Annotated in this window: 14 protein-coding genes; 8 read left to right on the plus strand and 6 right to left on the minus strand. The window is 43.0% G+C overall.

What is annotated here, in order from left to right; genetic code table 11:
• The first annotated feature begins 12 nt into the window (after positions 1 to 12).
• On the plus strand, positions 13 to 792 hold the full coding sequence (locus ACXAF2_RS09415; protein WP_475138312.1) for a plasmid pRiA4b ORF-3 family protein: 780 nt from the start codon (positions 13 to 15) through the stop codon (positions 790 to 792).
• On the opposite strand, the gene ACXAF2_RS09420 is transcribed toward ACXAF2_RS09415, so the two are convergent.
• Entirely contained in the window at positions 786 to 1,841 is a 1,056-nt protein-coding gene (locus ACXAF2_RS09420) for a DctP family TRAP transporter solute-binding subunit (RefSeq protein ID WP_475138313.1), read from the minus strand. The two genes, ACXAF2_RS09415 and ACXAF2_RS09420, sit on opposite strands and share 7 nt — an antisense overlap.
• Positions 1,842 to 1,916: 75 nt before the next feature.
• Between ACXAF2_RS09420 and ACXAF2_RS09425 the strand changes: the two genes are divergently transcribed.
• From ACXAF2_RS09425 to ACXAF2_RS09450, 6 genes are all read left to right on the plus strand, one after another.
• On the plus strand, positions 1,917 to 3,527 hold the full coding sequence (locus ACXAF2_RS09425) for an ATP-binding protein (RefSeq protein ID WP_475138314.1): 1,611 nt from the start codon (positions 1,917 to 1,919) through the stop codon (positions 3,525 to 3,527).
• Positions 3,511 to 4,200, plus strand: a complete 690-nt coding sequence (locus ACXAF2_RS09430; RefSeq protein WP_475138315.1) for a response regulator — start codon at positions 3,511 to 3,513, stop codon at positions 4,198 to 4,200. The genes ACXAF2_RS09425 and ACXAF2_RS09430 overlap by 17 nt, the downstream gene beginning before the upstream one ends.
• 152 nt (positions 4,201 to 4,352) lie before the next feature.
• Positions 4,353 to 5,351 (plus strand): TAXI family TRAP transporter solute-binding subunit, encoded by a 999-nt coding sequence (locus tag ACXAF2_RS09435; RefSeq protein ID WP_475138316.1) that lies wholly within the window; start codon positions 4,353 to 4,355, stop codon positions 5,349 to 5,351.
• A gap of 72 nt (positions 5,352 to 5,423) precedes the next feature.
• Positions 5,424 to 5,867, plus strand: coding sequence for a DUF1850 domain-containing protein (locus ACXAF2_RS09440; RefSeq protein WP_475138317.1), 444 nt, complete (start codon positions 5,424 to 5,426; stop codon positions 5,865 to 5,867).
• Positions 5,868 to 5,882: 15 nt separating this feature from the next.
• A complete protein-coding gene (locus ACXAF2_RS09445) occupies positions 5,883 to 8,045 on the plus strand; it encodes a TRAP transporter permease (protein WP_475138318.1) in 2,163 nt (720 codons plus the stop codon).
• 15 nt (positions 8,046 to 8,060) lie between these two features.
• Positions 8,061 to 8,852 carry an SDR family oxidoreductase gene (locus tag ACXAF2_RS09450; RefSeq protein WP_475138319.1) on the plus strand — a complete coding sequence of 264 codons (792 nt, stop codon included), beginning with the start codon at positions 8,061 to 8,063 and terminating at the stop codon, positions 8,850 to 8,852.
• A gap of 49 nt (positions 8,853 to 8,901) precedes the next feature.
• On the opposite strand, the gene ACXAF2_RS09455 is transcribed toward ACXAF2_RS09450, so the two are convergent.
• Positions 8,902 to 9,972, minus strand: coding sequence for an SDR family oxidoreductase (locus tag ACXAF2_RS09455; RefSeq protein ID WP_475138320.1), 1,071 nt, complete (start codon positions 9,970 to 9,972; stop codon positions 8,902 to 8,904).
• Between the two features lie 232 nt (positions 9,973 to 10,204).
• Positions 10,205 to 12,208 carry a penicillin-binding transpeptidase domain-containing protein gene (locus ACXAF2_RS09460; RefSeq protein ID WP_475138321.1) on the minus strand — a complete coding sequence of 668 codons (2,004 nt, stop codon included), beginning with the start codon at positions 12,206 to 12,208 and terminating at the stop codon, positions 10,205 to 10,207.
• Between the two features lie 446 nt (positions 12,209 to 12,654).
• On the opposite strand from ACXAF2_RS09460, the gene trhO reads away from it, so the two are divergent.
• On the plus strand, positions 12,655 to 13,620 hold the full coding sequence (trhO, locus tag ACXAF2_RS09465) for an oxygen-dependent tRNA uridine(34) hydroxylase TrhO (protein WP_475138322.1): 966 nt from the start codon (positions 12,655 to 12,657) through the stop codon (positions 13,618 to 13,620).
• A gap of 54 nt (positions 13,621 to 13,674) precedes the next feature.
• On the opposite strand, the gene ACXAF2_RS09470 is transcribed toward trhO, so the two are convergent.
• The 3 genes from ACXAF2_RS09470 to ACXAF2_RS09480 all read right to left on the minus strand — a co-directional run bounded on the left by ACXAF2_RS09470 (position 13,675) and on the right by ACXAF2_RS09480 (position 20,807).
• The gene (locus ACXAF2_RS09470) at positions 13,675 to 14,100 is read right to left on the minus strand and encodes a VanZ family protein (RefSeq protein WP_475138323.1); all 426 of its coding nucleotides are present in this window, start codon (positions 14,098 to 14,100) and stop codon (positions 13,675 to 13,677) included.
• A 110-nt stretch (positions 14,101 to 14,210) separates the two neighbouring features.
• Positions 14,211 to 16,664 carry a cell wall-binding repeat-containing protein gene (locus ACXAF2_RS09475; RefSeq protein WP_475138324.1) on the minus strand — a complete coding sequence of 818 codons (2,454 nt, stop codon included), beginning with the start codon at positions 16,662 to 16,664 and terminating at the stop codon, positions 14,211 to 14,213.
• A gap of 171 nt (positions 16,665 to 16,835) precedes the next feature.
• Positions 16,836 to 20,807, minus strand: coding sequence for a cell wall-binding repeat-containing protein (locus ACXAF2_RS09480; RefSeq protein WP_475138325.1), 3,972 nt, complete (start codon positions 20,805 to 20,807; stop codon positions 16,836 to 16,838).
• Between the last annotated feature and the right edge of the window lie 92 nt (positions 20,808 to 20,899).

Genomic DNA, 20,899 nt, shown 5'->3' on the forward strand with positions numbered 1-20,899 from the left:
AGGAGGATACCCATGCTAAACCGCAACGATCTCCTGCATCGTCTCATCAATAAAGTAAAGACCACTGATGAATTCAATCACCTTTCCGCTCAAGACCAGAACAGACTTGAATCTGCCTTAAATGAGCAATTCCTCGCCCCGGATGTAAACCAAATTCTTCATGAGGAAACGTATCAGGAAATTGATGAAGATGAAAAATTCACGATTTTAGAGAAAAAAACCTTTCAATTAAAAATTTCGATAAAGGGTGCAAAACCACCCATCTGGAGACGGGTGCTCATACCTAATACATTATCCTTTCATCAGCTTCATGAAGTAATCCAAACATCGATGGGCTGGACAAATTCACATTTATACTCATTCGAGGGAATACAGGGAGTTTTTGAATACCCTGACGAAGAATATGAATTTCGTTCAGATTTAGCACGTGATTCCAAAATAGCCATCATTGGAAACTTTTTAGTGAGTGAGAAAGATACGATCTCTTATACCTATGATTTCGGAGACTATTGGCAACATCAGATTCTCCTAGAGAAAATCACAAGGGACCAAAGACTGACCTTCCCCGTTTGTATAAAAGGAAAGCGAAATTGCCCCTTAGAAGACAGCGGAGGCATTGATCGCTATCAACATGCTTTAAAGGTTCTATTAAATACTGAAAAAATGGACGAGGACGCCCAGTTCTTCAGAGAACGGTTTGGTGATCATGATCCTGAAGAATTCGATTTGGAAGAAACCAATGAAATGTTAAAAGAGTTCGATTTTGAATACAATACGGCAGACCTTTACTGAGGTCTGCCGTTTCTTTCACTTATCTCCCTCATTAATTCCTTCCCAATTTCATCTTCATATTCTTCATACAGAGGATCAAGCTTCTTCATCCATTCTTCTTTTTCCGAATTCAACAGAATGTGGATATCCAAATCAGTATTTCTCTTTAATTCACGCATATGATCATCGTTGATTTCAATCGAATGCCTGCGAATCCACTCCGTCGTTTGCTTCATCGCTTCTTCAATTTCTACCCGGTATTCTTCAGGCAACTCATCCCAAAACTCTTCGTTCATTAAGACAACATAGCCTAAGTATGTATGATTGCTGACTGTAAGATAGGATTGATGGTCATAAAGCTTCTTCGAGTAAATATTCGAAATGGTATTTTCCTGTCCATCTATAAATCCTACTTCTAAGTTCTCGTATGTTTTATTAAAAGGCAGGTGACTTACGGCAGCCCCCATCCTTTGATATTGATCCTTTATCACTTCACCCGGCATTGTACGGAAGTGGAGCCGATTGAAATCACCTGGCCTGATCAAGGGTCGCTGACTATTGGTGATTTGTTTAAATCCGTTATACCAAAAAGTAAGTCCTTTCACGTTTTCTTGTTTTTCTACCTTTTTAAGTAATATCTCTCCTATATTCCCCTCAAATGCCCGTTGAACATCGTCATAGCTATCAAACGCAAAGGGTAAATCGAATACACTATACGCTGGAACATAAGCAGAGACTTTAGACGTGGAGGGGATAATCATTTGAACATTATTATTTTTAAGAGCATCCCATTCACTGATATCCGAATAGAGCGAGCCGTTCGGGTAGATCTCAACCTTCACTTTTCCCTTGGTATTCTTTTCTACCAGTGCTTTAAAACGCCTGATTGCTTTTCCTTTCGGTGTGTTTTCGGAAACAACATGACTGACTTTAATGACAATGGCATCTTTCAGCTTCTCTTGATCGTCATCATATTCCGAGGTAAAGCCGGCCTGAGAATGAAATCCAACAAAATAGGCTGTAGCAATCCCTGTTAAAATGAACAACCCTATAAAGAAAAATGTTCTCAATAATTGGACCTCCCCTCTCTCCGTTCTACTAAAAATGGTACAATAACTTTGAATGAAGAGGAAGGAATATTCAGAATGAATCGAAAACAAATGCCCATTCGTTGGAAAATGACGATATTATCCTTTGGTGTAGTCCTGTTTGCGCTCATCATTGGATTTATTATATTTGTAGGAAAAGCGATTGAAATGAAGAAAGAAGAGTTGGGAAACCAGGCACTTATAACAGCCAGGACGGTAGCGAATCTTCCTACCGTTCAGAGCCATCTCGAGGATTCCGGGGGATGGGGTGAAATCCAGCCCATTGTAGAAAATATCAGGACTGTAAATGGCTCTGACTACATCGTCGTCCTCAATATGAACCGGATCCGTTACTCACACCCGTCCGATGAGCAGCTTGGGACCATCTCTGCCGGAAAGGATGAAGGCCCTGCTTTTGCCGAGCATAGTTATGTGACGACAGCCAAGGGAGAAATCGGTACGGCGGTCAGGGGATTTGTTCCGATCATGAACGAACAGCACCAACAAATCGGTGTGGTCATTGTAGGCATCCTGCTCCCCTCTACACTCGATATAATGAGGAATCTTCAAAATGAACTTATCATTATAGGTGCGATCACTCTCCTCTTCGGCATCATGGGTTCATGGTTATTAGCAAGACAAATAAAGAAAGATACCTTTCAGCTGGAACCACACCAAATTGGAAAACTCCTGGTGGAAAGGACCGCTACTTTTCAAGCCATGAATGAAGGCATCATTGCCATTGATAATTTAAAAAGGATCACCGTCTTTAATGAGAAAGCCAAAGACATATTGGTGTTAAACGGAGACCCCACCGGAAAATCCATTCAAGAGGTACTTCCTTCTTCAAAATTACCGGATGTGTTACACAAGAAGGAACCGATTTATCATGAAGAAATGAGATTAGAGAACAAAATTGTACTAAGCTCCAGGGTCCCCATCTTGGTAAACGGAAACATTATCGGGGCCGTTGCCGTGTTTCAGGATCGAACAGAGATGACTCAACTGGCAGAAGAGCTGACTGGAGTGAAAGAATTCGTTGAGGCATTGAGGGTCCAAAACCACGAACACCAGAATAAATTACATACCGTTGCCGGTCTGATTCAATTAGAAGAAGGAGAGAAAGCTCTCGATTATATCTTTCAATCCAGTCAAGAAGAGGAACATCTCACCGCCTCCCTGGCGCGGCAGATCAAGCTTGATAGTTTGACAGGATTACTATTAGGCAAGATCAGGAGAGGAAATGAAATGGGGATTGAAGTAATGATAGACCCCGATAGCTACCTATCAACCCTCCCCCCTCTTCTCGATGAACATGATTTTGTCATCATCTTGGGTAACTTGATTGAAAATAGCTTTTATGCCCTAAAAGATTCCGGAGAATATACCAAAGTCATTACTGTCTATTTAAAAGAAGACCCTGACACTTTTCATATTGAAATAGAAGATAATGGAACAGGGATGACGAAAGAACAGCTTCCCCACTTATTTCAAAAAGGATACACGACCAAAGGGAATGATGGGTCAGGAATCGGTCTCTACTTGATTCATAGCATTATAGAAAAAGCAGACGGTCATATTAAAGTGGAGTCAACCCCGGGTGAAGGGACGTTGTTCCAACTTACTTTTCCAATGAATGGAGGGAACAATCATGAAGGAACCGATTAACGTACTACTTATTGAAGACGATCCCATGGTTCAGGAAGTCAATCGAATGTTCATAGAACGGGTACCCGGCTTTAAAGTGTGTGCCGTTGCAGGAAATGGAAAGGAAGGAGCGGAAAAGGCTGCTTCCTATCAACCCGACCTTGTCCTCTTGGATAACTTTATGCCTAAACAAAATGGCCTTGAAACCTTACAAGGCTTCCGAAACCACGATACAGACGTAGATGTAATTGTCATATCAGCGGCACAGGATAAAGAAACCATCAAGAAGATGATGAGACTGGGAGTATTCGATTACATCATTAAGCCTTTTAAGTTTGAACGATTGAAACAAGCTCTTGAGAAATACCGATTGTTTAAACATCAAATGACTGGGGAGGGATCGGTTGGACAGCAGGATTTAGATCAGCTTCAGGCTGTTCCCTCTACCATTAAATCCCCCTCGGTGAAGGAAGAATTACCAAAGGGGTTGAACCAGCAAACGTTACAGCAGATCATACAATTTATAAAAGACCAGAAAAGCCCCTTATCAGCAGAAGAAACCGCTGAAGGAATCGGCATTGCCCGTGTAACAGCCCGAAGATATTTAGACTACTTACAGAAATCAGGACAGGTTCAAATCATGATCGAATATGGTGGTATTGGACGCCCGATCAATCGATATCAATGGCAGTAAGGATGAATGAGGACACACCTCATTCTTTTTTTATTATCCTCAACCGCAATCCCGGACCAAAAAGACCAAAACGTCCTTTAAGTTCTAAATATTCTCATTTCAATATGTAAGCGTTACCATATTTAATAGGTAACGTAAAGGAGGACGAAACGATGAAAAAATTAAAATGGATCTCGATGGTGGCCATCATTTCATTACTACTAGCGGCATGTGGCAGTGATGGCGCAAGCGGTGGTGATTCAAGCAGTGGCGATGATTCTTCAAGCCAATCAATCGTATTCGGGACAGGTGGAACGTCCGGTGCTTATTATGCGATTGGCGGATCATTAAAACCGATTTTCGAGGAAAGTGATTCGATCGGGAATGTAACAGTAGAATCGACAGGAGCTTCTGTTGCCAATATCCAGAACATTACAGATGGTCTTAATCAAATGGCGATCGTCATGAGCGATGTTGCCTATGATGCGGCAGAAGGAAAAGGTCAGTTCGAAGGCAATAAAGTAGAGGTTCAGGCTCTTGCAGGCATGTACCAAAACGTTGTACAGGTAGTCGCTATGTCTGATAGTGGAATTAAAAGTATTGAAGATTTAAAGGGTAAGAAAGTGGGAGTCGGTCAGGTAGGTTCCGGCGTGGAACAAAGCGCGAAGAAAGTTTTGGAAGCGGCCGGTTTAACGTATGATGACCTTGAAAAAGTCACTCACACAGGGTACGCGGATTCTGTACAGGAAATGAAAAATGGCACACTTGATGCTGCATTCTTCACTTCAGGTGTACCGAACAGTAATATTACTGACCTAATGCAGCAAAATGATGTATCGTTTGTTGAAATCAAAGGAGATCTTGCTGATAAGCTAATGGAAAAATATCCGTTCTATAAAACATTTACGATTGAGTCAGGTGACGAGGCAAAATATAACCTGGCTTCGAAAGTTGAAACCGTCGGGATCCAGAATATGCTGATTGTATCGAAGGACGTAAGTGAAGACACAGTATACGACTTAACAAAACGCTACTACGACTACTTAGGAACAGACGCAGTGGCGGTTGCACCGCTTAAAGAAGTGAACCGGGATGAAATGGCGAAGGGCCTCATTGCTCCCCTGCACCCGGGAGCGAAGAAGTTTTATGAAGAAAAAGGGTTACTGGAATAATAGAGAAAGGGCATCAATCCTGGTGCCCTTTTCATTCTATCTATGAGAAAAAGGATCCTGGGTGCCTCTGCCTTGCTCCTTCTTACCCTTCTCGCCATTTTCCCGATGAACACGATGGTCTTATCCTATGAGAATAAAAATATAGTAGTGCAGCCTGTTTTCAACCAAAAGGAATTTTCCATCCGCTGGACACATTCTGTTGAAAAAGAAGATTGGGAAGAATTTTTCCACATAAAAGATCATACCATCAACTTGACCTCCACCCGTTTCAAAACGTTTGGTGCCGGTGTCCCGGATAACGCAGGCGAGGACACCTATATCAAAGATGGCTGGGTGTATATGACGAATATCCATCAACCGGTTGGAGACACATTGCGCTTCCAGACAGGTAAGAATACGAATCATCGTATTTCATTAAACGAACGAACTCTAGTACTCGATTCTCAGCGGTCCTACCAACTAACCGTGGGGTCCGTCCCTATGTATGAACTGATTTATATGATTGTTAATGATTAAGCGAGGTGACTCATGATGAGAAAACAAAAGAACACATCTGTGGAAGAGTTGGATCGGGAGGGAAATACGAGAAGCGGGTTTCCCAAAGTGATCGGTCTATTTATTTTAGTATTGGCAGCAGGGATTTCTCTCTTCCATTTATACACGTCTTATGCAGGTGCGTTAGTCGATGTAAAGCAGCGAAGCATCCACTTATATGGATTGATGGCCATTGGATTTATTCTGTACCCTATTATTAGTAAAAAGAAAGGCCTCCCTGTTCCTTTTTATGACTATATCTTAAGCGGTTTGTCCTTATTCGTAGGTATTTATATGTTATTCAGTGCGGAGCGAATCATTAAAATGGGGGGACAGATCAACGATACCGATTTCATCGTCGGAATACTCGTCATTGTCCTTCTTCTCGAACTGACAAGGCGTGTCACCGGCTGGGGACTGACCCTCCTTGCCCTTGGATTTTTAATCTATGGTCTCTATGTAAAGCTGGCCATCTATCCGGAATTGAATTCTCAAATCACATTGACAGTGACAAAGAAAATGATTTCACAGCTTGTATATATTACTGAGGGGATCCTTGGTACAGCGATCGGCGTGTCAGCAAGCTACATCATTCTCTTTATCTTATTCGGGGCATTCCTTAGCCGCTCAGGAATGGGGAAATTATTTAATGACCTGGCACTGGCAGTTGCAGGACACACAAAAGGCGGGCCTGCTAAAGTTGCGGTGATTGCCAGTGGATTTCTAGGTTCCATAAATGGTTCGGCTGTTGCCAATGTCGTGACAACAGGGGCTTTCACCATTCCATTGATGAAAAAAATCGGCTATAAGAAAGAATTTGCAGGGGCCGTCGAATCAGCGGCAAGTGTCGGTGGGCAGATCCTCCCTCCCATCATGGGTGCAGCCGCCTTCATTATGGCAGAGAATCTGAATATTCCTTATACCAAAGTGATCATGGCAGGTATCATCCCTGCACTGCTATTCTACATCGGTATCCTGCTTCAGGTGCACTTTAGAGCATCCAAACGCGGATTGCACGGAGTACCAAAATCAGAGTTGCCGTCGGTGAAAGCAGTGCTGGCCGAAAGAGGACATTTAATCATCCCGATGGTAATTCTCCTGTATTTATTATTCTCAGGAAAAACACCGTTCTATGCCGCTTTCTGGTCGATTTTGGCAACGATTATCATTTCCGGTTCGAAGCAGGTTCTGACGTTATCAACCCTTCTCGGAGTATTTTTCATTTTCCAACCACAGGTGAATGGCGTCCTTTCAGGAGGAAGCATCCCTCCTCTTAAAAGCGGATGGTGGGAACTACTGTTGATCGTGGTGATACCATTGGTCATCAATCTCGTTAGAAAAACAATGGATCTGGAAGCTGAAGAAATTGGCTTAAAGGATTGCGTACAAGCACTGGAAGAAGGAGCGAAAACGACGATTCCGGTGGCAGTCGCCTGCGGTGCTGTTGGAATCGTCGTCGGAGTTGCCTCACTGACCGGAGTTGCACTGGAGCTCGCCAACAGCATTGTCGGAATTGGTGAAATGATCGACAGCCCGCTCCTTCAGCTCGTCATTACGTTACTGCTGACAATGGTTACTTCCATCGTGTTGGGAATGGGTTTACCAAGTATCCCAACCTATATCATCACGAGTACCATGGCTGCACCGATCCTTTTACAGCTGCCACTGTTCCGTGAATTGGCCGGGTCGACGGAAACGGCGGTTTTTGTTGCTCACATGTTTGTCTTCTACTTTGGGATCTTTGCAAATATCACTCCGCCTGTCGCACTGGCAGCCTTTGCCGGAGCAGGCATCAGTGGCGGTGATCCGACTAAGACCGGATTCCAGGCGATGAGGCTTGCCATTGCAGGATTTATCGTACCGTTTATGTTTGTGTTTTCCCATGAAATGCTGATGGTGGACGCATCTGTTACGAGTATTCTAGTCCTGACCGTCACATCTGTTATCGGAGTGTTCCTGTTGTCGGTTTCCATCGAGGGATATTTCAAGAAGAAAATCCCTGTCAGTATGAGATTGATAAGTGCAGCAGCCGCTTTTCTCCTGATCTATCCTGGCTGGATGACGGATATCATCGGCTTCACCGTCTTCGTCTTTGTTCTGTTTTGGAATTACCAAGGAAAGGGTAAACCGATGAAGAAGGAGATCAATATTCCCAATTAAACGAGGTGGACTTTAATGGATTTTGGTTTAAAAAATAAAGCAGTGATTGTCACTGCTTCCAGTAAAGGATTAGGTAAAGCAACGGCACTTGAGCTTGCAAAAGAAGGGGCTCACGTGCTTATCTCCAGTCGAAATGAAGAAGAGCTTCAATCTACTGCAAAAGAGATCATTGAACTGTCAGGGAATCACCAAGTCTATTTTGCAACATGTGACATGACGAAACCAGCAGACATTCGAGCACTCGTTGAAACAGCGGTAAATAAACTTGGAGGAGTCGACATTCTCGTCAATAACACAGGAGGTCCACCTGCAGGAGGCTTCCAGCAATTCGATGATGAGGACTGGCAATATGCCTTTGAGCTTAACCTGCTTAGCTATATCCGTACCATCAGAGAGGTTATTCCCCATATGAAAAAGAATAAGGGCGGACGGATCGTCAATATCGCTTCTTCCTCCACGAAGCAGGCAATTGATGGTCTGATACTATCAAACACCTTCAGAACAGGAATTGTCGGGTTATCGAAGAGCTTATCAAGGGAACTGGCCCAGGATCACATTCTCATCAACACGGTAGGCCCTGGTAGGATCGCAACAGAACGAGTGGCTCAGTTGGATCAATTAAACGCAGAGAAACATAATGTTTCTCTTGAGGAATTTAAGAAGCAAAGTGAAAAAGCTATTCCGATGGGAAGGTACGGCGAGCCTGAAGAATTTGCCCGGGCCATTACCTTCTTAGTTTCAGACGCCAACACTTATTTAACCGGTCAATCCCTTGTCGTTGATGGCGGATTGGTTACCGCACTATAAAAATACAAAGCCCCAATGGCTCGTACCATTGGGGCTTTGCTTATTCTGTTTATACCGTAACTTTTCCACCGTTAGGCTCGCAACCCGTCCGTATGATCATCTCAATCGTCTCATTCGACATATCCAAATGAGATACCCCGGTACTTTCTATCAACTCTTTAGTATTGCGATCATCAAACGTCAACGCCCCTGCCAAATACACTTTGAACACATCTATTAAGCTATTAAGCTTTACTTCCTCTTCATCTAACTCATACTCCCCCGTGTTTTCGACGACCGATAAGTTTTCAAATTGAAGTGCTTCTTTTAACATTTTCAAAAGCTCGATGTTCTCAGGAGGATTCGGATTCGTAATATGATAGATTTTGTTCGCTTGGGCTTTTTCTGGAGCCAGGCTTAGAATGTCCGCCACATAATCCACGGGTACAAGATTGGAAGTACCGTTTTTCGCCGCAACGAGTCTGTAGGTCCGTTCTTCCCCCCGGCGTCTTGCAGTCTTACGTTTAAACACCCCGAGAGCGCGCATGAATCCGTACAGTGTGAATTGAGAGTCCGCTTCCCCCGTTTTAGAATCTCCTACAATAATAGCTGGGCGGAAAATGGACACATCCATTTTGTCTCGATAAGAAAAAACAAGATGCTCCGATTTCACTTTGCTTTCCTCGTATGGGTTATGGAATTCTCCCTCAGCCGGATAGAGCTCCTCCACCCCTTTGTTAAGCTTCCCGACCGTGTAAGCCGTACTCACATAATAAAATTTCTTCACTTGCAGGAGTGAAGCCAATTCAAGAATATGCTTAGTCCCATCGTAATTAGCAGCAAACAACTCATCACGTAATTCCAAATCAAACTTCACAAGAGCAGCGAGGTGATAAATCGCATCGATCTTCCCTGTTAACCATTCAAGATCATCCCTGCTCAAGCCGGCATTGGGAATGGTAATATCCCCTTGGAAAATATGAATTCTCTTTTGTTCATCCACTTGAAAGGAGTCTCTTAATCTTTCAGCCTTCTCTACATTTCTTACTAGAATATAGACTTCGTTACGTTTATGTTGTAAAAGGTTCTTGATGAGCCTCCCACCAAGAAAACCTGTCGATCCCGTTAAAAACAAATTCAAATTGATCACTCCTGTTGAATTTCAACCTCTAGGGCCATTTTGTCTATCATAGCACATATTGAAAGCGGAATCGTGGTTAATGAGAGAGTTGGAACATGATGTCAAAATGAAAGAGAGGGACGGACCTCCTATTCCTGATTCTAGAGGTCCGTCCCTCTCTTATTTCGGACCTTATATAGAAAAAAACGATGAGCTCTTCCTGCTCACCGTTTTGATTCTTATTTTCTTCTTTTTACCAGCTATCATAAAATCTTTTCGTCACTTCTACCGTATGCGTACTGCCTCCCGCTTCTTCTACGTCTTCAAGAAGCACGGCGAGCAACATCGTCGGGTCATTCTGGTCATAGGATACAAATAATCCATTTTCAGTCCCGGTTGTTCCCTGTTCGGCCTTGATCTCTGCCGTACCGGTTTTTCCGGCGATGGCTTTCCCTTTAACACTGGCTTTTCCGGCAATTCCTTCAGTGACTACTTTTCGCAGATCGGTTTTTAGCATATCTGCTTGCTCTTTCGTCAGTAACTTTTCTTTCCACACTTCATGTTCTTCGTCCATTAAGAGTCTTGGCTTCATCATTTTTCCATCGTTGATGATTCCTCCATAGGCGCTGGCCAGGTGAACGATGCTCATGAGAACTTCCCCTTGACCAAAGGCTGAATCAGCCAGTTGGACTTCTTTGGAGATGGTTCCGTCATTGGAGATTTGCGACTTGTAAATTGGATAGGAAGATGGAATTTCCTCTCCAAATCCAAAGTCCTTTAATCCTGCGATAAAGGTATCTGCCCCCATCTCTAATCCCACTCTGGCAAAATAGATGTTATCCGAGAATTTCAACGCACTTTCCAAGTCCACCTTACTTTCATTATCAAAGACACGGACGACCTTGTATTTCCCCCACGAATCATCCTTTTGCCACTTCTTCCCCGTAATATCATAAATCTTATTTGGATCTAGCTTTCCGGATTTCAATCCAACGGAAGCAGTGATTCCCTTCATGGTTGATCCAGGTGAATACGCAATGGGAAAACGATTACGTAATGGCTTTTTGGGGTCGTCCGCCAACTTTTTATATGCTTCAGAGGACATGCCCAATACAAAATCATTCGGATCATAGGCGGGCGTACTGACCAGGGCCAATGCTTCACCCGTTTGAGGATTTAGGGCTGCCGCTGTCCCTGCTTCACTCTTCATTTGTTCATATAATTTCTTTTGCATTTCGGCGTCGATGGTCAAGGTGATGTTTTCGCCATCTTCCACCGGTTGCTCTGCAACGGTCACGACTTCTTCAGACTCTTCTTTCTTCAAATAAATCCGCTGTCCATCGTTTCCTCTTAATTGGTCTTCATATACTTCTTCAGCACCGCTGAGCCCCATCAATGATTGAGCTGTATAGCCTTCACCTTTTAGCTTCTCCAGCTTTTCTGCTGTGAGTTTTCCAATATAACCGGTCAGGTGGGCGGTCGCTTCCCCATATGGGTATTCCCTTGCAGGCACCCGTTTAGAGTACAGACCTCCTAATTCAATAACTTCCAGAGCTAAAGGTCGTTCGCTGAGGGCAATTTTTTTAATCGGCACAAAAAATTCCGGTTTCACCCAGCTCTGATCAAGCTTACCCTGAATCGATTCCGCTGACATATCAAGCAGGGATGAAAGCTTCTTTAAGTCACTCTCCTTAAACTCTTTCGGTACAATCCCCAATTCAAATGCCTCTCCATTCATCGCAAGGGGCTGTTGATTCCGGTCAAGTATATCCCCACGCTTAGCGGATATACTTTCCACACCTACTTTATCTCCCTTTTCCATTTCCGGCAGGATAAAAGAAGGCTGCCAGTCTACAAACCAATTTTCATCTTCACCTTGTTTTTCTTTGGTTAAAGTGATTTCTTTATCGTAGGACACCTCACCAGCCAACGTGTTGAATGAAATAGTCAAAGGAAATCCCGCTTTTGTTTCCTTGTCCCAGTCCACATCTTTTTCCGGCTTTTTAAAAGTTACCTTTACATCCTTCACTTCTAAATCTTCATAAATGTCCTTGTATCTTGTGACGAAACCTTCTTTCTTAAACGACTCTTTAGTTGACGAGTTTAGATACTCGTTGAACATGCTATCAAACTTTTCTTTATTCCAAAGATCGACATACTCCTGCAAGCGATCATCAGGCTTTGGCTTTTCTTGACATCCGGCAACCAACAGACTGAAAGTGACAAAGAGACAAACCAACATGACTTTTCTAAACATATGTACCGACAACCCCTATATTAGACTTTTCATCTCACTTCTAATTCTTTCAAAAATAACAAATATTTTCAAATTTAATGTATCTATATGCTTGTATTTCTAGGTTATGATGATGACCTGAAAAGCTGGCGAAATTTGTCGTATTTTGAATGGTGGCAGATATATTTGATATTTGGCAGATAAGTTCATAAAATGGCAAGCAAATCCGAAACACGGCAGATAAATCTCAAATATGGCACATAAGACTCCGCCAAAGCCGGTATGAGCACCAATCTCCCAGCCTAATACCCAATATCCACCACCTTTTCCTCACAATCCCCAGCTTTTCTCACCCATACATAATGCATTTCTTTAAAAATTTGTTATAATAGTACATCGTAAGAGTAATAAGGAACAGAATCCTAAGATTATATCTTGCAAATATATATCGATAGGTGGAAATAAACATGAAAAATTACCGAGTACTACTGTATTACAACTATGTAGCCATTGAGAATCCCGAGGAGGTTACGGCCCAGCATAAACAATTGTGCGAGGAGCTTGGCCTTATGGGACGTATCCTGATTTCATCTGAAGGAATCAACGGAACATGTTCCGGTACGATTGAACAGACAGATGCTTATATGGAAGCGATGAGAAAGGATCCTCACTTCTCGGACACTGTGTTCAAAATTGACGAAACTGATGGTCATGCCTTCAAGAAATTGAAAGTAAAGCACCGTCCAGAGCTCGTAACACTTCGTCTTGAAGATGATGTGAATCCGAATGAACTCACAGGTAAATACCTTGAGCCAAAGGATTTCTTTGAACAAATCCAGCAGGAAGATACGATTCTTCTTGATGCACGTAATGACTATGAATATGAATTGGGACACTTCAGAGGAGCCGTGAAGCCGGATATCAAAAACTTCCGTGATCTTCCGAATTGGGTCCGTGATAATAAAGATAAACTGGAAGGCAAGAAAATCATCACGTATTGTACAGGTGGTATCCGCTGTGAAAAATTCTCAGGCTGGTTAGTGAAAGAAGGCTTCGAGGATGTAGCACAGCTTCATGGTGGAATCGTCACTTACGGGCAAGACCCTGAAGTGAAAGGTCAGCTATGGGACGGTCAGCTTTATGTATTCGACGAGCGTATCGGTGTTCCGGTCAACCAGACAGAGCATGTCGTTGTCGGAAAAGACTACTACACAGGTGAACCTTGTGAGCGCTACGTAAACTGTGCCCACCCGCCTTGTAACCGAAAAATTCTTTGCTCTGAAGAAAACGAGCATAAGTATATGAGAAGCTGCTCGGATGAATGCCGCAATAGCCCCGAAAACCGCTACATTAAAGAGCATGGTTTGACGGAGGAAGAAGTATCCAAGCGTTTGGCAGTGATTGAAAACGAGAAGGAAACAGCGAAAATCTAATGAATACCTGATAAGACCTGGCTGAAATCAGCCAGGTCTTTTTTAGATTGCCTTTCATCCACTTTGTGCTTTTGAGGAAAGGAACATGATTTTTTGATTAACCGTATATAAAATGAAATATAGTGAAATTCCAAGTACATCATATCCTACATCAAGCAAACAATCTGTCCTTGAGAAATAAAGTTGTGCGATTTCAGTAAACAACGCAAAAGCGACTGAAAGACTAAATCCTCTAGAACCCTTCCTGATAGTAAAATGAATCATGAATGCAAGAAAGTAAAAGGCGATGAAATGCCCTGACTTCTGGACTAAATAAGCTTGGGTATGAAATGGATATGAATGAAAATCAAAGAATCTCATAATATCCGGATCAGGATTCCATTGAAAGGATGGTCCCTCAACGGCAAGTTTGGTGATATTCTGAGTACAAGTCAGGATAAATACAAAAAAAGAATAGATTAAAGCCAATAGTAAACGCAACGCTAATCACTCCCCATGTGTTTAGCGTTGACCATCTAAAGCTGTTTTAACATCATTTATGAAAAAGAAAAAGCCATCGAAAAAATCGATGGCTCTTCTCTTGAATTAAATTATTTCATTAATTTTTCTGCTACTGTCTCACTTACAGCATTTTCACCGCCAAGAATATGGAAATCCTTCGCTTTTAATTCATCAATTGCATCAGAAGTGACAGAAGGCAGGTCATTAGGATGTACTAATAGCATAGAAGCATTATCTTTTGCTGCAAGTACAGAACCGGCTAATGCATCTGCGAAATTCTTTCCAGTTGCCACGTATACTTGTGTTGATGGATAAAGGTCTGTCGCGATTTTTGCTGCCGTGCCGTAACGGTCTTGACCGAAGTAACGAGTCGCTTCAGGAAGTGATTCCATTACGTCCTTGCTTACTACAGCTTCTCCACCGACTACAATCGTGCTGTCGATTCCTTTTAAAGCTTTCTTTGTTTCAGCTGGAAGCTTATCAGAATCCGTCAATAGAATTGGATATCCTTTGCTCGCTGCATATGAAGCGATAGCAAGAGCATCAGGGAAGTTCTTGCCGTTCGCTACTACTGCTTTCTCCGGTGCCCCTCCAAGACTAGCAGCGATGTTCACAGCCGTTTCCCAGCGATCATCTCCGCCGATACGATCAACATCAAGACCCATTCCTTCAAGCTGATATTTCACATAGTTACTCACAGCACCTTTTCCACCTAGAATAATGACATTCTTTGCACCAAGACGCTCGATTTCTGCTTTTGCAGAAGCATTTAACGTACCATTTTCAGTTAACAAAATCGGCGCATCATGTTTGTATGCAAGAGGTGCTCCTGCAAGTGCGTCAGGGAATGAATCACCGCGGGCAAGGATAACTGTATCTGACGTTTCCCAACCTTTTTTCGAAATTTCAACGGCTGTCTCGTAACGAGTATCACCAGTCAGGCGTGTTACTTCAGGTGCTTCTTCTTGAACGATTCGATCCTCAACAGCTGGTGAAATAGGGCTGTTCTTCTCAAGATAAGACGTGAACACCTCAAAATCGACCACGAATAATTCTGTCAGGCGCCCATCTTCTTTCGCTTCCTTGAACATTGAATAACCGTCTCCTCCATCTGCAGTAAAGGCGTTTGTTGCCACAGAGTACATCATTTCAGGGTCAATCTCTTCAAATCCGTTGTCTGTCTTCACTTCTACGGACCATACTCGCTCCCCGGCAGGCATGCTTACATCATACTTGAAGTTAATCCCTGAAACTTGAAGGAATTCACCCGGTGCGTCTTCCCCTTCAACTCTGGCTACACTGTGCTCAAGGGCATCCATAATTTCTTGTCCCGTTAAATCAAGAGTGACCAGGTTGTTTCCAAATGGCATGGTGGTTAATACTTCCCCAAGTGTGATTTCACCGGCATCGATTGAAGCACGGATCCCGCCACCATTTTGAAGACCAATATGCGTTTCCACGAATTCATTCGCTTTAGCAACCATACCGTCCGCGATTAAGTTTCCTAGGTTTGTTTCTTTTCGACGTACATCGGCACGTTCTCCATCAAGAGCTACCTTGGTGTTCCCAACAACTTCTTTTTTCATATCCTCAAGAGGGGCTTTGTACTCTTGAACCTTCGCGAGGGCATCAGCATCTTCTTCATAGTTTTCAAGGTCCAGCACTTCTCCGTTATGACTTGTTACGACACCTTCATCATCGAATGTTACATCCAATAATCCAAGCAGGTTCAGATACTCACCAGCTTGAACAATCAGGGTCGGTTCTTCTTTGTCAATGACTACAGGCTCTTCAAGAACTGTATGGGAATGACCACCAACGATGATATCAAGTCCATCCACTTTCTCAGCCAATTCTAAGTCATTTGCATATCCAAGGTGAGAAAGGACGATGATTTTGTTGACACCTTTATCCTTAAGCATTTTTATCGTAGCCTTTGATTTATCAACTGCATCTTCAAAGACGACATTTTCACCAGGATTAGAGATGAATTCTGTATCTGGAGTCGTCAATCCGTAGATTCCCACTTTCTCTCCATCTACTTCTTTGATCATTGCAGGGTAGACATTCCCGCCGTCACCAGGTTGGCCGATTTCATTTTTGAAAAGTGGCTCTAAATCCTTGTCACCTGTCACAGTCACATTGGATGAAACCATTGGGAACTCCATATTTTTAATAAAGTCTGCAAGAGTTTTAGAGTCTTTATCGAATTCATGGTTACCAAGAGTCATTGCATCGAATTCAAGCTCGTTCATAAAGTGCAGGTCTGCTTGTCCAAGGTATTGTCGGAAATACAGAGTTCCCGAGAATACGTCACCGGCGTCTACCAGTAAAGAATTCGCTTTTTCAGTGCGCAGCTCGTTTACTGCCGTCACTAAACGTGGATAGCCTTCCACATGGGCATGCGTATCGTTGGTATGCATAATCGTTAAATCAAACTCTTCCCCTTCTGCTGAAGCCGAAGTTGCAGGGGATACTGCAAAAATCGCAGCGGCCAGAGCTGCAGTTGATAATACACCGTATAAAGGTTTTTTAATATTCATTTGGTTAATCCCTTCCCTTTCTTATATAGGTTTTTGTCGGAACTTCATCCACAAAACCCATTATATAGTAATTTTATGACAAAATGTGATAATTTTACTAAATATTAAAACAAATCTGGTTCTTTTTACATACCAGGGCAGGGGAGGAAATCCCCTGCCTTTTTCTACACTCTATTTCTTTAATTGCTTTACAACTTCTTGACTAACTGCATTTTCCCCACCAATAACACGGAAGTTGTAAATATCATCCATTTCAATTGCTTCCATAATATCTTCTGGTACTTCCTCTTTTTTCACAAGAAGAATTTCAGCACCTTCTTTTGCTGCAAGGACAGAACCTGCAAGAGCATCGGCAAAATTAGTACCAGTTGCCACAATTGCCTTATTAGTTTGAGGAGTTAAGTGTTTCGCAATTTCAGCTGATGTTTCGTAACGGTTCAAGCCACTATAGCGAGTCGCTTCTTCAAAACTGTCGAAAATCTCAGTGCTGATCGCATTTTTGCCACCAACGACGATTTTTTCGTCAATGTCTTTTAATACTTTATTTGATGCTTTTGACAATTTGTCTTGAGCAGATAGTACAATCGGATATCCATTCTGTGCTGCATAAGAAGCAACGGAAAGAGCATCAGCGAATTGGTATGCATTTGCCACGATCGCCTTTTCAGGATCACCATCCAATTTAGCAGCGATATTGGCCGCTGTTTCAAATCGATCGTCACCAGAAATACGGTCTGTTTTCAAACCTAATCCTTTAAGCTGATATTGAACATACTTGGATACAGCACCTTCACCACCAAGGATGATCGCTTTTTTCGCACCTAAACGTTTGATTTCTTCTTGTACTTCAGCATTCAAACTGTCCTGCTGTGTCAATAAGATCGGCGCATCATGTTTGTATGCAAGTGGAGCTCCTGCAAGGGCATCAGGGAATTGATCGCCTCTGGCAATGACCACTGTGTCTGCGGACTCCCAGCCTTTTTTCGATATTTCAATAGCTGTGTGGTAACGGTCGTCACCAGAAATACGTTCTACCTTATTTTCAAACTGAATCTTGGCCAGGACAGGATCGTGGTCACTCGCACGTCCATCTTCTTCACTAAAATCAGAGTTGATGTTGATACTATCGATCATCGTTGTCTTTGCCAGATTATTCGTCACTAGAATATGATCAAGCACTTGAGAGTTTCCTTGATAAATATACGTGTAGCGTTCCTCTGCAGGGAGCTTTTCCATCATATTGGTCAAGACGTCCCCTTCTAGAGTATTGATTGGAGCAGAAAATTCGAAGTCGTTCAGGTCACCAAGAACCACAACGTTTGCACCTTCGACCTTTTCGTTCACATCATTTACAAAATCATTTAGTACCTCAGCTTGTTTCAGTCGCTGTACCTCACTACCAAGCACAACCGGATGATCTGCACCGAATAAAGCTCCGTCTCCACCTTTTGAGTTAAAGTGGTTAGCGACGACGATGATTTTTTCACCGTTAAACATGAATTCAGCTGCAAGGGCTTTACGGGAATCGTCAAATGCTTCGTTTGTTGGATCGATGCGTCCCGGGTTATGAGTAAGTCCATTTTCATTTACCCCTACGGAAGTCACCGCATCCCCGGCTTCTTTATCAGTCAATTGGACACGTTCAGGGTTGTAGATGAAACCTACACGGATGTTTCCACCCGGCTGCCCGCCATCTGTTTTATCGACAGGAGCGATATCGGTGAACTCATACGTTGGTCCGCCTGCTTCTTCAATGGCCTTGATGATTGTCTCATATGATGCACTTGCATCTGTCGTACCATCATCTGTAGGTCCATTGTTATCCTGAACCTCGACCAGACCAATGATATCCGGCGTTTTCATATTCGAAACAATTGAGTCAGCAATCTTCTCAACTTTACTTTCTTCAATTCCGGCATAGAAGTTTTCAATATTATAAGAAGCAATCGTTAGATCTTCCTCTTCCGGAGTGATGGACGTTACTTCCCGCGTTGTTCCCCCATCAACTACTGTAGGGAATGCTCCTGTTGGACGGACCTTAAAGTTGCTATAATCATAGCTTACGTTTCCGGTAACGGAACCATCCAGCATATCACCTGTTTTCACATTGATATTCATGCCGTCCACATCGATCAGCATGCGTTCAGGATTATAATCTTCAGGAGAAATCAATACTCCCCCCGCTCTTGTGCGAAGTTGATCTTCGCTAGTGTTAACCACTACAGGGAGTTCATCATATTTTACCGGACCTGTAATCGTGGCATCCGGGATTTCAATGAGCATTCCTTCAAGACTTTCATAGAAGTCCAGTCCATCCGTTTCGGGATCGAAAGAGGTCATTTCATCATCTTCAATGATCTCAGTCGGCGGTACACGGTCTACCCCCATCATGATGGCTGCAGGTACTGTATTGTCTGAAGATTCCACAGTAACGACTGATGCCGTGATTTGAGTTGTCAGGAGATCTTTAGCATCATCGTAGCCATCTTCTCTCCACTCTTTTACCTGACCCGCCACATTTACTTTGTCTCCGACTTTGACAGAATTGCCTTTTGCATAAACATAGATTCCTTCAGAAGTCGCCAGATTATCGTCTGGTGTTTCTTCCTGCATATAAAATGCATTGGAACTTGCCTTTGCAGTCACAATTCCTTGAACGTTTGAGACGGTCATATTTTCGTAAGGAGAGGCATGTGAGTCTCCTTGAATATCATGAATGCTTAAACCATCTGCAGATTTAAGGATTTTGTATGTGAAAGTAGAAACATCGCTTGTGTCTCCCTCTTTTACAACAACTGCTTTAATCGTTACATCCGCAGAAAGTTCGATCGGTATTGTATATTGTTCACTGGAAGCTGTCGGGTCCGTTCCATCCATTGTGTAGTGAATGGCTCCATCTTCAGTTGCCGTTTGAAGTGTAACCTCCGTTCCTTCTACAACAGATCCCGAAGCAGGATCAGCCGTTACAGAGAAGGCTGTTTCAATGACATCTGACGTATTACGCGGGACCAGTTTATATTCGTCGAAGTTATAATCAACCACTCCGCGAAGGATTTCGTACGTTTTGCCAACTTCAAGCATCGTACTATCATTTGGTTTGATGACGAACTCACCGGAACTGTCTGCTGCAGTGAAATTACCGTTGCTGTCTACGGATTCCACTGTCACATCCGTAAATTCAACAAACATTCCTTCGTAATCTTCACCATTTTCAGCTGAGAGGTCTGTAGAGATAAGAGAAGCTGGTGAAGGAATGCCCATGTCTTCTTCTGTAATTTCAACGTTTGAAGCAGTCGCTTCAATTTGCTGCATCCCATAATAGTCGCCGAGTTTTCCTTCAGCTACTACTTCATCCCCTGGCTCGGCAGTAAGACCGCTGCCACGGACGATGACACCAGCTGTTCCATCCTGGATGAACAGGTTCGTCTGTCCGCCTGCTTCAAAGGATGCTGTTGCGATACCTTGTACTTTAACAACCGTGCCTTTAGGCGCTGTGCGTGCTTCAGCGATGGTGGATAGTTCGACTGGTGTCGGTTCAGGAGCTGGTTCATCTGATAGATGCGTACCGAGATCACTGAATACATCCTTGCCTTGATCAGTCCATTCTACGGATAGATCAAATGCATCTGTAACGTCTGCATCCCCTGACACCACAGAATCATTTCGGACAATCGAGACGTCTTTTGCGAAGTCGGCTTCTGAACTAACCTGTCCGATTGAATCAATCACCGTGCCGTTTTTCTTTAAAGTGATGGGATCATTCCCGTTGAAATTGATAATATTGCTGTCTTGAATATCCGCTTTAGCAAGGATGGCTGCATCAGCTTGTTTGTGGGCAAGTACCAAAGTTTCCCCTGCATTAAGAGTTCCTGTTAAAGGAAAGGTCTTATCCGTTGTTGCTGCACCATTTGTATGTAATTCCAAGGAGTAACTCGATAAATCAATGGCTTCACCAGTACCGTTATATAGTTCAATTGCTTTATTGTAACTGGATCCTTCGATATATTCAGAAATGATTAAGTCCTGAAACGCCTCGTCTGCAGCTGATACGTGCTGAGATAGAGGAGGTGCAAACATGCTTAAGGCCATACTTGAGGCAACTGTTACACTTAACAATTGACGCTTCATTGTTTTCCCGTTCATTTTCTTCCCCCTGTTCGTAGTTTAGTAAAGTGGTAGATTCGCCACCATCTACCAGTATACAACAGGATTTGTCATAATAGTGTAAAAATAGG

This window comes from Rossellomorea sp. ABR4_004, from assembly GCF_056159585.1.

Coding starts and splice junctions, on each gene's coding strand:
- ACXAF2_RS09415 (WP_475138312.1), top strand. CDS start 13: ATGCTAAACCGCAACGATCTCCTGCATCGTCTCATCAATAAAGTAAAG.
- ACXAF2_RS09425 (WP_475138314.1), top strand. CDS start 1,917: ATGAATCGAAAACAAATGCCCATTCGTTGGAAAATGACGATATTATCC.
- ACXAF2_RS09430 (WP_475138315.1), top strand. CDS start 3,511: ATGAAGGAACCGATTAACGTACTACTTATTGAAGACGATCCCATGGTT.
- ACXAF2_RS09435 (WP_475138316.1), top strand. CDS start 4,353: ATGAAAAAATTAAAATGGATCTCGATGGTGGCCATCATTTCATTACTA.
- ACXAF2_RS09445 (WP_475138318.1), top strand. CDS start 5,883: ATGAGAAAACAAAAGAACACATCTGTGGAAGAGTTGGATCGGGAGGGA.
- ACXAF2_RS09450 (WP_475138319.1), top strand. CDS start 8,061: ATGGATTTTGGTTTAAAAAATAAAGCAGTGATTGTCACTGCTTCCAGT.
- ACXAF2_RS09460 (WP_475138321.1), bottom strand. CDS start 12,208: ATGTTTAGAAAAGTCATGTTGGTTTGTCTCTTTGTCACTTTCAGTCTG.
- trhO (WP_475138322.1), top strand. CDS start 12,655: ATGAAAAATTACCGAGTACTACTGTATTACAACTATGTAGCCATTGAG.
- ACXAF2_RS09475 (WP_475138324.1), bottom strand. CDS start 16,664: ATGAATATTAAAAAACCTTTATACGGTGTATTATCAACTGCAGCTCTG.
- ACXAF2_RS09480 (WP_475138325.1), bottom strand. CDS start 20,807: ATGAACGGGAAAACAATGAAGCGTCAATTGTTAAGTGTAACAGTTGCC.